General features: G+C 72.2%; 12 protein-coding genes and 1 tRNA gene. 4 read left to right on the top strand and 9 right to left on the bottom strand.

The features are described from left to right. Positions 1-38: 38 nt before the first annotated feature. From HPT28_RS12840 to HPT28_RS12830, 3 genes are all read right to left on the bottom strand, one after another. A tRNA-Pro gene (locus HPT28_RS12840) sits at positions 39-112 on the bottom strand. A 60-nt stretch (positions 113-172) separates the two neighbouring features. Next, complete coding sequence (locus HPT28_RS12835) at positions 173-1,102, bottom strand: metallophosphoesterase (protein ID WP_219091169.1); 930 nt, start codon at positions 1,100-1,102, stop codon at positions 173-175. Positions 1,103-1,207: 105 nt separating this feature from the next. Beyond that, the gene (locus HPT28_RS12830) at positions 1,208-1,903 is read right to left on the bottom strand and encodes a 4'-phosphopantetheinyl transferase superfamily protein (RefSeq protein WP_308119194.1); all 696 of its coding nucleotides are present in this window, start codon (positions 1,901-1,903) and stop codon (positions 1,208-1,210) included. Positions 1,904-2,024: 121 nt separating this feature from the next. On the opposite strand from HPT28_RS12830, the gene HPT28_RS12825 reads away from it, so the two are divergent. Next, positions 2,025-2,480 (top strand): GatB/YqeY domain-containing protein, encoded by a 456-nt coding sequence (locus HPT28_RS12825; RefSeq protein ID WP_219091167.1) that lies wholly within the window; start codon positions 2,025-2,027, stop codon positions 2,478-2,480. Positions 2,481-2,684: 204 nt separating this feature from the next. Here the strand turns inward: HPT28_RS12825 and HPT28_RS12820 are convergent, their stop codons facing one another. Beyond that, positions 2,685-5,072: a transglycosylase domain-containing protein gene (locus HPT28_RS12820; RefSeq protein WP_219091166.1), complete on the bottom strand. Its 2,388-nt coding sequence runs from the start codon at positions 5,070-5,072 to the stop codon at positions 2,685-2,687. A gap of 506 nt (positions 5,073-5,578) precedes the next feature. Here HPT28_RS12820 and HPT28_RS26850 point away from each other — a divergent pair. Further along, positions 5,579-5,920 (top strand): WhiB family transcriptional regulator, encoded by a 342-nt coding sequence (locus tag HPT28_RS26850; RefSeq protein WP_257578515.1) that lies wholly within the window; start codon positions 5,579-5,581, stop codon positions 5,918-5,920. A 156-nt stretch (positions 5,921-6,076) separates the two neighbouring features. On the opposite strand, the gene HPT28_RS12810 is transcribed toward HPT28_RS26850, so the two are convergent. Further along, positions 6,077-7,252, bottom strand: a complete 1,176-nt coding sequence (locus HPT28_RS12810; protein ID WP_219091165.1) for an ArsA family ATPase — start codon at positions 7,250-7,252, stop codon at positions 6,077-6,079. Then, complete coding sequence (locus HPT28_RS12805) at positions 7,249-8,292, bottom strand: ArsA-related P-loop ATPase (protein ID WP_219091164.1); 1,044 nt, start codon at positions 8,290-8,292, stop codon at positions 7,249-7,251. Before HPT28_RS12805 ends, HPT28_RS12810 begins: the two co-directional genes overlap by 4 nt. A gap of 44 nt (positions 8,293-8,336) precedes the next feature. On the opposite strand from HPT28_RS12805, the gene HPT28_RS12800 reads away from it, so the two are divergent. Both HPT28_RS12800 and HPT28_RS12795 read left to right on the top strand, forming a co-directional pair. Further along, entirely contained in the window at positions 8,337-8,495 is a 159-nt protein-coding gene (locus HPT28_RS12800; protein WP_003967454.1) for a DUF4177 domain-containing protein, read from the top strand. Continuing rightward, positions 8,492-8,959 carry a RidA family protein gene (locus HPT28_RS12795; protein ID WP_219091163.1) on the top strand — a complete coding sequence of 156 codons (468 nt, stop codon included), beginning with the start codon at positions 8,492-8,494 and terminating at the stop codon, positions 8,957-8,959. Before HPT28_RS12800 ends, HPT28_RS12795 begins: the two co-directional genes overlap by 4 nt. A 68-nt stretch (positions 8,960-9,027) precedes the next feature. On the opposite strand, the gene HPT28_RS12790 is transcribed toward HPT28_RS12795, so the two are convergent. The 3 genes from HPT28_RS12790 to ectB are packed head-to-tail and all read right to left on the bottom strand — an operon-like array spanning position 9,028 to position 12,577. Beyond that, positions 9,028-9,597 (bottom strand): GPP34 family phosphoprotein, encoded by a 570-nt coding sequence (locus tag HPT28_RS12790; RefSeq protein ID WP_219091162.1) that lies wholly within the window; start codon positions 9,595-9,597, stop codon positions 9,028-9,030. Beyond that, a complete protein-coding gene (locus HPT28_RS12785) occupies positions 9,594-11,246 on the bottom strand; it encodes an ATP-grasp domain-containing protein (protein ID WP_219091161.1) in 1,653 nt (550 codons plus the stop codon). The genes HPT28_RS12790 and HPT28_RS12785 overlap by 4 nt, the downstream gene beginning before the upstream one ends. Next, a complete protein-coding gene (ectB, locus tag HPT28_RS12780; protein WP_219091160.1) occupies positions 11,243-12,577 on the bottom strand; it encodes a diaminobutyrate--2-oxoglutarate transaminase in 1,335 nt (444 codons plus the stop codon). The genes HPT28_RS12785 and ectB overlap by 4 nt, the downstream gene beginning before the upstream one ends. Positions 12,578-12,580: the final 3 nt, after the last annotated feature.

Here is a 12,580-nt window from a genome sequence, read left to right as displayed (position 1 = left end):
CCGAATTGGGAAACCGGCCCTCACCTGCTACTTCACAGTCGGGGTGGCGGGATTTGAACCCACGACCTCTTCGTCCCGAACGAAGCGCGCTGCCAAGCTGCGCCACACCCCGAAGCAACGGGGACTACTTTAGCCCACGCTCGCGTGAGCGCGAAATCCGGTTTCGCGGGGCTCAGCGGGGCCGGGGGGTGAGGGTGAGGAGGGTGGCCTCGGGGGGGCAGGCGAAGCGGGCCGGGGTGTAGCGGCTGGCGCCGCAGCCGGCGGAGACGTGGAGGTAGGCGCGGCGGTCGTCGATGGTGTGGGTGGAGAGGCCGCGGGCGCGGGCGGTGTCGATGTCGCAGTTGGTGACGAGGGCGCCGTAGCCGGGGATGCGGAGCTGGCCGCCGTGGGTGTGGCCGGCGAGGATGAGGGGGTAGCCGTCGCCGGTGAAGGCGTCGAGGCTGCGCAGGTAGGGGGCGTGGACGACGGCGAGGGAGACGTCGGCCGCGGGGTCGGGGCCGCCGGCGACCCGGTCGTAGCGGTCGCGCTTGATGTGGGGGTCGTCGAGCCCGGTGAGGGCGAGGTCGCAGCCCTCGAGCTTGATGCGGCCGCGGGCGTTGGTGAGGTCGGCCCAGCCGGAGGCGTCGAAGGCGTCGCGCATGGGTTCCCAGGGGTTGTGGACGGCGCCGACGACCGGGGGGTTGCCGTTGAGGCCGTGGCGGCCGCTGACCTTCTCCATGAGGTAGCGGGCGGGGTTGCGCAGGCGGGGGCCGTAGTAGTCGTTGGAGCCGAAGACGTAGGCGCCGGGGTAGGCCATGAGGGGGCCGAGGGCGTCGAGGAGCTCGGGGACGGCCTCGGGGTCGGAGAGGTTGTCGCCGGTGTTGACGACGAGGTCCGGATGCAGGGCCGCGAGGGACTGGAGCCAGCGCCGCTTGCGCCGCTGGCCGCTGACCATGTGGATGTCGGAGACGTGGAGCAGCCGCAGGGGGCGCATCCCGGGGGGCAGGACGGGGACGCTGATCCGGCGCAGGCGGAAGGCGAGGGGCTCGATGCCCACCGCGTAGCCGACGCAGGCCGCGCCGAAGGCGGCCACACCCAGGGGAACTCCGTATCGCACGCGCATCCGTCCATGGTCTCAGAGGGATCGCAGGTCGGGACGGTCAAGGGGAGGGGGACTGCTCGACTCGGGGGACGGAGGCCGGCCTCGGGACCCGCGGGGCTCTGGGGGTCAGGTGGCCGTGGCCACGGCGGCGCCGTAGCCGGTGGGAGTGTGGACGTCGGTGATCGTCCAGCCGGGGAGGGCGGCGGCGGTGGGGCCGGAGCCGATGTAGTCGAGGCCGGGGTCGCGGGCGAGGCCGATGCCGAGGCCCTTGAGGTAGGCCTCCTTGCGGGTCCAGGTACGGGTGAACGCGGCGGGCGCCTCGTGGGGCGGCAGGGCGCGCAGCTCGGCGGACTCGCGGGGGTGGAGCGAGCGGATGACGGTGCCGACGGTGTCCGGGGACGGGAGGGCCTCGACGTCGGCGCCGACGGGAACGGTGGCGACGGCGACGAGGGCGAGGTCGCCGGTGTGGGAGAGCGAGAAGTGGAGGGGCGAGCCGACGACGGCGGGGCGGCCGTGGGGTTCGCCGCAGCCGGGGCAGGTGAGCCGGGTGAGGGGGACGGACTGGGGAGAGCGGTCGAGGTAGGCGGCGAGCAGGAGGCGCAGGGTCACGTGGGAGGTGACGTAGAGGGCGCGGTCGGCCTCGCGGCGGAAGGCGGCGGCCTGGGTGGCCTCGGCGGGGTCGAGGACGTCGGGGGCGAGCCGGGCGGCTTCGGCGCCCAGGGCGGCGACGTGGGCCGTCCACAGGGCGGGCGTGCCGTCCTCGGCGAGCGGCGCCGGCCGCAACCGGGTCTGTACGGACGTGAGTTCCGTCGGCTTGTACACAGGGCTCCCCTCCCGTGCCGATGGGCTGTTCGTGATCGTACGGCCTGTGGGGCGGGCGGGTGCGGCGGTCACGGGGATTATGCGGACGCGTGTGTGGGGGATTGCTGGCAGACTGACGGGCATGACCACGCTCAAGTCCCGGCTGCAGGATGATCTGACCGCAGCGATCAAGGAGCGCGACGAGCTGCGCTCCTCCACTCTCCGGATGGCCCTGTCCGAGATCAGCAAGGAGGAGGTGGCGGGCAAGGAGGCCCGGCAGCTCTCCGACGACGAGGTCCTGAAGGTTCTCACGCGCGAGACGAAGAAGCGCCGCGAGGCGGCCGAGGCCTTCGACAAGGGCGGCCGGGCGGATTCGGCCGAGCGGGAGCGGGCCGAGGGCCGGTTGCTGGCCGAGTACCTGCCCGCGCAGCTGACGGACGAGGAGCTGGACGCCCTGGTGGCCGCGGCGATCGCGGAGACGGGTGCGGAGGGGCCGAAGGCCATGGGCCAGGTCATGAAGGCCGTGAACCCGAAGGTGGCGGGGCGCGCGGAGGGCGGCCGGGTGGCCGCCGCTGTGAAGAGGGCCCTCACGGGCTGAGCCGCCCTCGTGGAGTCGGCCCGCGTCCCACCCGCCGTCCACCTGGCCGCCTCGGCCAACGGACGCCGCCTCGGCTGACGGACGCCGCCGGCTGCCTCGTCCGGGCGCCTTTCGGCCGTCCCGGTGAGGGCGTGACGGCTCCGACGTGACGCGACGACGAAGGGCCCGCTCCTCCTTGGGAGCGGGCCCTTCGTCGTGGTGCCGTTACCGCGGGCTCGGCGGGTAACCCGGCTCGCCGGTGGTGCCGCCCCAGCCGCCCATGGTGCCGCCGTCCGTCGTGCCGCCGTCGGTGGTTCCGCCGTCCGTCGTGCCGCCGTCCGTGGTGCCGCCGTCGGTCCAGCCCCCGGTGGTGCCACCGTCGGTCCAGCCGCCGTTGCCGTTACCGCCGCCGTTGCCGTTGCCGCCGGTCAGCGGGTCCCAGGGGAACTCGGGCCACTCCGGGTCGCCGGAGGGCGGCGGAGGTCCGCCGGGGCGGCCGTCGTCGCGGTCGTCGTCCTTGGGCTTCTTCTCCTTGTCCGGCTTGGCGCGCGGCACCTTGACCGGGTTGAACGCGGAGGCGGGCACGCCCTCCAGGGCGCCGGACATGGCCGTCCGCCAGATGGGGCCGGGCAGGCCGCCGCCGCTGACCTTGGCGTAGTACTGGCCGCCGATGGTGATGTCGAACATCGACACCTTCTTTGCGCCGTCGCCGCCGACCCAGACGGCGGTGGAGAGCTCCGGCGTGTAGCCGACGAACCAGGCGTTGCGGCGTTCGTCGGTCGTGCCCGTCTTGCCCGCGGTCTCGCGGCCGGGCAGGCCGGCGGAGGTGCCGGTGCCGTCCTCGACGACGCCCTTGAGCATCTGGTTGATCGTGTCGGCCGTCTTCGGAGCCATGGCGGAGCTGCAGTTCGGGCCCGGGGGCCGCAGTTCCTTGCCTTCGGCGTCCGTCACGGACTCGATCGCCATCGGCTCGCAGTACGTGCCCCGGTTGGCGAAGGTGGCGTAGGCAGCGGCCATGGTGAGGGGGCTGCTGGGCTGAGCGCCGAGGGCCATGGAGGGCTGGATGTCCAGGGGCTTGCCTGAGCCCTGGGTGATGCCCATGGCCTTGGCCATCTTGGCCGTCTCGCACATGCCGGTCTTCTGCAGGAGGTCGATGGCGTAGGTGTTGATGGACATGCCCAGGGCGCTGGTCATGTCCCAGGTGCCGCGCTCGGTCTTCAGCTCGTTGGGGACGTCGTACTTCTCCTGGTTGTACGGCTGTCCGTCGCACGTGGTGAACTTCGACAGGTCGAACTCGTGCCTGTAGTCGCTCTTGAAGGTGTGGGCGGGGCTGATGCCCTTCTGCAGCGCGGCGGCGGCCACGACGGGCTTGAACGTGGAGCCGACCTGGAATCCGAAGGTCGAGCCGCCCATGTCGTGGTTGACGGACAGGTTGAGCATGGTCTGGTGCTTCTCGGCGTTGAACCCGTACGGCCGGGACTGGGCCATGGCGACGATCTTGCCGGTGCCGGGTTCGACGGAGACGACGGCGGCGGCGACCTCGTCGTCGGGGTTGACCTTGCTCTTGGACGCGGCGGACGCGGCGGCCTGGGCCTTGGGCTGGAGCGTGGTGTGGATGGTGAGGCCGCCGCGGTTCCAGCGGGCGAGCCGCTCCTTGTCCGTCTTGCCGAAGGCCGGGTTCTTGAGGAAGGCCTTGGCGACGTAGTCGCAGAAGAAGCCGGCCTCGTCGGCGGCGGTGATGCAGCCCTGGCGGGGGGCGCTGACGTCGAGGCCGAGCTCCTCGCCCCGGGCGGCCTCGGACTCCTCGGGCGTGATGTCGCCGACCTCGGCCATGCGCCGCAGCACCGTGTCGCGGCGCTCCTTGGCGTTCTCCGGGAAGGCGACCGGGTTGTACTTGCTCGGGTTCTGGACGATGCCGGCCAGCAGGGCGGCCTCGTGCAGTTCGAGGTCCTTGGCGGGCTTGGAGAAGTAGCGCTGGGCGGCGGCCTCGACGCCGTAGGCCTGCTCGGAGAAGTACGTGATGTTGAGGTAGTTCTCCAGGATCTGGTCCTTCGTCAGCTCCTGTTCCAGCGCGATGGCGTACTTCAGCTCGGTGATCTTGCGGCCGAGGGTCTTCCGGGTGGCGTACTCGAAGGCCTCTTCCTCGTTGCCCGCCTCCTCGACGAAGACGTTCTTCACGTACTGCTGGGTCAGGGTGGACCCGCCCTGGGTGACCTCGCCGCTCTGGGCGTTGCGCGTCAGGGCGCGCAGGAGGCCCTTGAGGTCGACGGCGCCGTGCTCGTAGAAGCGGGAGTCCTCGATGGCGACGATCGCCTGCCGCATCCACGGGGAGATGTCGTCCAGGGGGACGACGACCCGGTTGCGCGAGTAGACGTCGGCGATCAGCCCGCCCTCGGCGTCGAGGATGCGGGTCTTCTGGCTGAGCGGGGGCCGCTTGAGGTCGATCGGCAGTTCCTCGAAGCCCTGCGCCGTCTCCTTGGCGGTGAGGCCCGCGATGCCGACGGCCGGCAGGGCGATCCCGGCCGCGACCGCTCCGGCGAGGACGCTGACGCCGAGGAACTTGGCGGCCTGCTGCGTCGCGGACAGCCCACCGCCCGAGCGTTTGTTTGCCATGCGGGCAAGGGTAGCCCGACGCCCGGCCGCTCCCCCAGCGCCGCAGGCCCCCGCGGGCTGCGGCGCCACCGGGTTCGCGGGCCCTCCGGGTCGCCCGGCGTCGTCCGGCGTCGTCCGCGCGTGGGGGTCGTTCAACTGAGGGGCGAGAGAGGAAGCCGCCGAACACGCGTGGGAAAAGAGCGAACACGAGTGCGGATGTTCGGCTAGGGTGGCCGCGCGCAGGGGCCGTAACGTCCGGAATCTCACTCCTGCGAGTGATGAGAGCCGTCCAGATTGGCGTCATATGACAGACAACTGGTCGCCCGGACGCATGGCAAGCCGCCCGACGTGGGGTCACTCCGTTGGGTGATGTCGCGCGCACGCATAGTCCGTTCGGGCCATTCAAGATTGGGCCCGACGGGGGTGTTGTCGCTTGCTCGCCTTCCGTAACGTCCTCAACTGGCGACGGTGCATATGCCGTTTGTCGCCGTGGGGGAGCCTCGATTTCGGGAGAGGACGGCACCAGCATGAGTAGCTGGGCAACCGACTGGAGTACGCAGGCCGCCTGCCGTACGACTGATCCGGATGAACTGTTCGTGCAAGGCGCGGCCCAGAATCGAGCCAAGGCGGTGTGTACCGGATGTCCGGTACGCACCGAATGCCTGGCCGATGCCCTGGACAACCGCGTGGAGTTCGGCGTCTGGGGAGGCATGACCGAGCGGGAGCGGCGGGCGCTGCTGCGCCGACGCCCCACGGTCACGTCCTGGCGTCGGCTGCTGGAGACGGCCCGGGCGGAGTACGAGTCCTTCGGGCAGGGCTACGCGGCACCTCCACCCGGCCAGGCGGAGGTGCCGGTCGCCGCGGTCTGAGGGGTCGCCGCCTCCGCGCCGGCGAGGTCTGCGCCAGCGGGAGGCGCGGGGTCGGCCGGCGCGGGGCACCGCTCGGGCAGAGCGCGCCCCTGCCCGCAGGGTGCGGGTGAGTCGCAGCCGGTCGCGCGGTGCCCCGCGTCCCCGACGGAGTCCCGTTCAGGGGCGCTGGACGGCGAGACGCTCTCCGATGTCGCGCAGCCCCGCCAGGTCGTGGACATCGCCGGGAAGCGCGGCCACCTCAGCCACCGGCACCTCGGGGTGCAGTGCGGTGAAACGATCCCGCATCCGGCGCTCGCGGGCGATGACCCGCATCCGTTCGGCGTGCAGGGTCAGCAGTCCCGCCGCCAGCTCGTGGTACTCGCCGTCACCGGTGGCGTCCTCCAGGGCCTCCGCCGCCGCCAGCGCGCGTTCGGCGCCCAGGGAGTCGGCGTCGCTGCCGTGGACGCGGTTGAGCACCAGCCCGGCCAGGGGCATGCGGTCGGCGTGCAGCCGCTCGACGAAGTACGCGGCCTCCCGCAGGGCGTCCCGCTCGGGCGCGGCGACGACGAGGAAGGCGGTGCCCGGGGCCTGGAGCAGCCGGTAGGTGGCGTCCGCCCGCGCGCGGAAGCCGCCGAACATGGTGTCCATGGCCGCGACGAACGTCTGGACGTCGCGCAGCATGCCGGCGCCCAGCAGCTTGCCGAGCGCCCCCGTGACCATCGACACGCCCGTCATGCCGAGGCTGAACATCTTCAGCCCGGCCTTGCCGCCCGCCTTCGCCGGTGCGGACAGGAGCCGGATGAACCGGCCGTCGAGGAAGGACCCGAGGCGGCCGGGGGCGTCGAGGAAGTCCAGCGCGCTCCGGCTGGGCGGGGTGTCGACGATGATGAGGTCCCAGGTGTCGCGGGCCCGCAGCTGGCCGAGCTTCTCCATCGCCATGTACTCCTGCGTCCCGGCGAAGCCGGCCGACAGCGACTGGTAGAAGGGGTTCGCCAGGATCGCGCGGGCCCGCTGCCCGTCCGCGTGCGCCTCGACGATCTCGTCGAACGTGCGCTTCATGTCCAGCATCATCGCGTGCAGTTCGCCGCCCTTGGCGGAGTCGACGCCGGGCACCCGCCGGGGCGTGTTGTCCAGCTCCGTCAGCCCCATGGACTGCGCCAGCCGCCGCGCCGGGTCGATGGTCAGGACGACGACCTTCCGGCCGCGTTCCGCCGCCCGCACGCCGAGCGCCGCGGCGGAGGTCGTCTTGCCGACGCCACCCGCGCCGCAGCACACCACGATGCGGGTGTCCGGGTCGTCCAGCAGCGGGTCGGTCTCCAGGACCGGTACGTCCCGCAGGGTCTCCGGGCTCATGCTCCGGCTCCTTCCCGCTCGCCGCCGTCCGTGCCGTGGTCCTCGGAGACGTTCTGGGGCTCCTCGCAGCCCTTGAGCTCCGTGCGCACCCGCGCGGCCAGCTCGTACAGCCCCGCGAGGTCGACGCCGTCCCACAGCAGCGGCAGTTCCAGCGTGGGCAGGCCGAGCGCGGCGATCTCCTCCCGCCGCACCGCCTCCAGCCGTATCCGTTCGGCGTGCTCCCCGGCCTGCTGGAGCAGCGGCTCCACCAGGCGCCGCGCACCACCGCCACTGCGCTCGCCGCCGAGCCCCGCCGCGGCGAACGCCTCGGCCAGCTCGGGACGGAGGTCGTCGGCCCCGGCCAGGGCATCGGCGTCCAGCACCGCGGGGCGTGCCAGGTTGACCACGACCGCACCCACCGGCAGCCCGGCGCCGCGCAGTTCGGCGACCCCGTCGACCGTCTCCTGCACCGGCATCTCCTCCAGGAGCGTCACCAGGTGCACCGCCGTCTCCGGGGACTTGAGCACCCGCATGACGGCCTGGGCCTGGTTGTGCACGGGGCCGATGCGGGCGAGCCCGGCCACCTCGTCGTTGACGCCCAGGAACCGGGTGACGCGGCCCGTCGGCGGGGCGTCCATGACGACGGCGTCGTAGACGAAGGCGCCGTCCCGGTCGCGACGGCGCACCGCCTCGCACGCCTTGCCGGTCAGCAGCACGTCGCGCACGCCGGGGGCGATGGTGGTGGCGAAGTCGATCGCGCCGATCTTCTTCAGCGCGCGGCCCGCGCCGCCGAGCTTGTAGAACATCTGGAGGTAGTCCAGCAAGGCCCGTTCGGCGTCGATGGCCAGGGCGTACACCTCACCGCCCCCGGCGGCCACGGCGATCTTGCGCTCCTCGTAGGGGAGCGCCTCGGTCTCGAAGAGCTGTGCGATGCCCTGTCGTCCCTCCACCTCCACGAGGAGTGTGCGCTTCCCGGCGTCCGCCAGGGCCAGCGCGAGTGCGGCGGCGACCGTCGTCTTGCCGGTACCACCCTTGCCGGTGACCACATGCAGCCTGCTCACCCTGCGAGCGTAACGAGTGGGCCCCAGCCGTTACGCTCAGGCCCATGACGAAGTGGGAATACGCAACGGTGCCGCTCCTCGTGCACGCGACCAAGCAGATCCTGGACACCTGGGGCGAGGACGGCTGGGAGCTCGTCCAGGTCGTGCCGGGCCCGAACAACCCCGAGCAGCTCGTGGCCTACCTCAAGCGGGAGAAGGCGTGAGCGCGGGCCGCGTCGAGGCGAAGCTCGCCGAGCTGGGCCTGAAACTGCCCGAGGTCGCGGCGCCGCTGGCCGCGTACGTCCCGGCGGTGCGGACGGGTCCGTACGTCTACACCGCCGGTCAGCTCCCCCTGGTGGACGGCTCGCTGCCGGCCACGGGCAAGGTGGGCAGCGAGGTCTCGCCAGAGCGGGCGAAGGAGCTGGCGGCCATCTGCGCGTTGAACGCCCTGGCGGCCGTCAAGTCCGTCGCCGGTGACCTGGACCGGATCGCCCGGGTGGTGAAGGTCGTCGGCTTCGTCGCCTCCGCCCCGCACTTCACCGGCCAGCCCGGGGTCGTCAACGGCGCGAGCGAACTGCTGGGCGAGGTGCTCGGCGACGCGGGCGTCCACGCGCGCAGCGCCGTCGGCGTCTCGGTCCTGCCCATCGACGCGCCGGTGGAGATCGAGATCCAGGTCGAGCTGGCGTAGTCCCGGCGGCGCCCCCGTGGGCCCCGGCTCCCGGGGGCGCCCCCGCCCCCGCCCCCGCGGCGCGCGGGTTAGAAGGGGCAGGTGAGGGTTTGGGCTGCGGCGCGTAGGCGGGCCTCGACGGCCGCGCAGACCACGGCGGTGGGGCCGCCGTCGGCGGTCTCGCCGCAGGGCGAACGCCGGCGGACCGCGCCCAACAGCGCGGCGAGTCCGTCAGCGTGGGCCCCGGGCGTCGGCACCGGCGTCGGCCCGGTCGGCAGGCAGCGGCCGTACCGGGCGCCGAAACGCCCGCGAACGCACACGAGCCGGCCCTCGGCCAGCAGCCGGGCGCACACCGCCTCGTAGACGGACGGCGCCAGGTGCTCGAGGCAGCCCTCCAGGCAGCGGCCCCGCCCGCTCAGCAGCAGGGCGCCCAGCACCCCGTCCGCGACAGGGTCCTCGACCCGGGCGGCGGACCGGACGGTGACGCCGTCGGGCCGGACCGCCACGCGTCCGATGAGCGCCAGGTCGACGAGGACGGCGCCGGCGGCGCCCAGGCCCAGTTCGGTGCGCCACCGGTCCGGCCGCCCTCCGGTCGCCTCCGCCGCGTGCAGCAGCAGGGCGTCGGCGAGGCGGCCGGTCGCGGTGGGCGGCCGGATCACTCCGGGCGGCCCGTACGCGTCGGGTATCCCTTGCGCTTCCAGTACTCCAGGCCGCCGATCATCTCCTTGACCCGGAACCCGAGCGCCGCGAGCTTGGCCGCCGCGCGGGTGGCGCCGTTGCAGGCGGGGTCCCAGCCGTAGACGACGTGGACGGCGTCCCGGTCGAGCCCGGCGACGGACTCGGCGTCGATGTGCTGGTGCGGGAGGCTGATCGCCCCGGGCAGCCGCTCGCTCGCGTACGCCTCGGGCAGCCGGGCGTCGACGACGACCAGGCCCGCGACCTCGGCCTCGATGTCGTGGTGGAGGTCGAACGGGTCGGTCTCGCAGGCCAGCCGGGCGTCCCGGAAGTACTCCACCGCCCGTTCCGGCGCGGCCGGTTCGGTGCTGAGGACGCGGCTGGGGCGGTGGTAGCGGATGGGACGGTAGTCGGCGAGCCGCCGGAAGTCGCGGTAGGCGGCCTCGTAGTCCTTGTTGAGCACGAGGAAGGTACCGCCGTTGGCGATGAGCGAGTTGCTCTTCTCGATCTCCTCGCCGACCTCCACCTTCCAGGTCATCTCGACGTCGCTCTCGAGCTCGGGCTCGATCAGCTCGGCGACGATGCCGTGGCTCTTGGGCACGACGCCGTCGTAGCAGTAGATCTGCTCGGCGTCCCAGGGGCGGCTGGGCACCCCGCTCTCGATCTGGAAGGCGAGGTTGACGAAGGCGATGGCGTAGTTGCGCTGCATGGCGGCGAGCCCCGCCATGCCCTTGAAGCGGGCGCCGACCTCCAGGAAGACGAGTTCGTCGTCCTCGGTCCGGAACAGCTCCAGGTGGGAGGCGCCGTCGATGCGGCCGAGGGCATCCATGGCCTGCTCGCCGAAGGCCACCATGCGGGCGACGCGCGGGTCGGAGTCGATGAGGTTGATGTCGGCGTTGACCTTGCCGCCGGGGATCTCCATCGAGTTGACGAGGTACTCGGTGACGCCGCCGAAGACGGTCTTCCCGCCCTCGGTGACGATGTTGACGCTGTACATCGCGCCCTCGACGAACTCCTCGTACTCGTAGTCCCGCCCGAAGTCGGCGGGCAGACGCTCGAACTCCGCCACGTCGGCGATCTTGAGGACGCCCTCCGAGCCGGCCGCGTCGGTCGGCTTGAGGATGAAGGGCAGGCCGACCTCGCCGACGATCTCCTTGAAGTATCCGGCGCGGTCCTCCGCGTACCGCTGGGGGGAGAAGACGCCGAACAGCGGTACCCGGACGCCGGCGTCGAGGAGCCGCTGCTTCATGAGCACCTTGTCGCGGTACGGCAGGATGTCGTCCAGGCCGGGGCCGCGGATGCCGAAGTGGGAGCGGATCCCCGCCGCGACGATCATGTTCTGCTCGTCGTAGCAGTGCAGGGTCAACTCGTCCAGGGAGCTGCCGTCCAGCTCCTCCCCGACCGCCTTGCGGGCCGCGTCCTCATCGACGAGCGAGGCCAGCATGGCGCTGGGGTCGGGGAGCCCGCACGGCACCACGTGGATCCGCTCGAACCAGCCGCGCTGCTCCTCGGTGAGGTTGACGACGTCCAGGTCGGAGAAGATCCCGACGAACCGCACGGACTCCGGCGACTCCAGCAGGTCGTACCGGAAGGCGGCGAACCCCCGGGTCGAGACGATGACTGCTGTCTTCATGCGGTCGGCACTCCGTTCGTGGTCAGGTCGTGCTGGTCAGACTGGCCGCCCTGTGCGACGGCGGGGTGCAGCTCGGCCAGGGAGTCGATGAGGATGGTGAGCCCCGCCGACAGGGAGACCTGGCTGATCGTGAGCGGCGGCAGGATCTTGAGGACCTCGTCGGCCCGGCCGCAGACCTCCACGACCAGCCCCTTCTCGAAGCAGCGCCGCGACACCTCGCCGGCGTCGAGCCCCGGGACGCCGCTGACGTCGACGGCCTGCATCAGGCCGAGGCCGCGGACGCGGACGCCCAGCGGCTCGACGACCCGGCGCTGGAGCAGCTCGGTGACCAGCTCGCCCTTGGTCCGCACCCGCTGGCAGAAGGTGTCGTCGCTCCAGTAGTGCCGCAGGGCGGATGCCGCAGCGACGAAGGCGAGTTGGTTGCCCCGGAAGGTGCCGTTGTGCTGGCCGGGCTGCCAGATGTCCAGCTCCGGCTTGAGGAGGAGCACGGCGAGCGGCAGTCCGTAGCCGCCGATCGACTTGGACAGCGTGACGAGGTCGGGAACGATCTCCGCCCGCTCGAACGAGAAGAACGTCCCCGTCCGGCCGCAGCCTGCCTGGATGTCGTCGACGACGAGCAGGATGCCGTGCTCGTCGCACAGCTCGCGCAGGCCCTGGAGGAACGGCACGGGGGCCACCCAGACGCCACCCTCGCCCTGCACGGTCTCCAGCAGCACCGCGGCCGGCTTCTCCACCCCGGAACTGGGGTCCTCCACCATGCGGCGGAGCAGGTCCAGGCTGTCGAACTCCCCGAGCGGGGAGTCCGGGTAGGGGATGTGGGTGACGTGGTTGAGCGTGGCGTGCAGCCCCTGACGGAAGTAGCCGGAGGCCGTCGCCGCGAGCGAACCCGCACTGACACCGTGGAAACCGCCGCTGAACGCCACCACGTTGGTCCGGCCGGTGGCCAGCCGGGCCAGCTTCAGGGCCGCCTCGACGGCGTTGGTGCCCGTGGGCGAGGTGAACTGCACCTTGTAGTCGAGCCCGCGCGGGGTCAGGACGAAGGTGCGCAGCGCGTCGAGGAAGTCGGCCTTGGCCGAGGTGGACAGGTCGAGGCCGTGCATCAGCCCGTCCCGCTCCAGGTAGCCGATCAGCTCCTGCTTGATGCAGTCCGGGCTGTGGCCGTAGTTGAGCGTGCCCGCTCCGGAGAGGAAGTCGATGTACCGCTCCCCCGCCTCGGTGAACAGCAGGTCGCCCTTGGCACTGGTGAAGATGCCCGGGAAGGAGCGCGCGTAGGAGCGGACCCCGGACTCGACGGTCTCGAAGAGCGTCGGCGTGATGGTGTCAGTGGCCATGTG

Source organism: Streptomyces sp. JJ38, assembly GCF_019303475.1.
Lineage (GTDB): Bacteria > Actinomycetota > Actinomycetes > Streptomycetales > Streptomycetaceae > Streptomyces.
Note: the sequence above shows the minus strand (reverse complement) of the source record. Positions and strands in the feature narration are given on the sequence as shown.

Excerpts from the sequence above, each read along its gene's own strand:
- ectB (WP_219091160.1), bottom strand. The coding sequence starts at position 12,577 with ATGGCCACTGACACCATCACGCCGACGCTCTTCGAGACCGTCGAGTCC.
- HPT28_RS12800 (WP_003967454.1), top strand. The coding sequence starts at position 8,337 with ATGACGAAGTGGGAATACGCAACGGTGCCGCTCCTCGTGCACGCGACC.
- HPT28_RS12785 (WP_219091161.1), bottom strand. The coding sequence starts at position 11,246 with ATGAAGACAGCAGTCATCGTCTCGACCCGGGGGTTCGCCGCCTTCCGG.
- HPT28_RS26850 (WP_257578515.1), top strand. The coding sequence starts at position 5,579 with ATGAGTAGCTGGGCAACCGACTGGAGTACGCAGGCCGCCTGCCGTACG.
- HPT28_RS12835 (WP_219091169.1), bottom strand. The coding sequence starts at position 1,102 with ATGCGCGTGCGATACGGAGTTCCCCTGGGTGTGGCCGCCTTCGGCGCG.
- HPT28_RS12825 (WP_219091167.1), top strand. The coding sequence starts at position 2,025 with ATGACCACGCTCAAGTCCCGGCTGCAGGATGATCTGACCGCAGCGATC.
- HPT28_RS12810 (WP_219091165.1), bottom strand. The coding sequence starts at position 7,252 with ATGAGCCCGGAGACCCTGCGGGACGTACCGGTCCTGGAGACCGACCCG.
- HPT28_RS12820 (WP_219091166.1), bottom strand. The coding sequence starts at position 5,072 with ATGGCAAACAAACGCTCGGGCGGTGGGCTGTCCGCGACGCAGCAGGCC.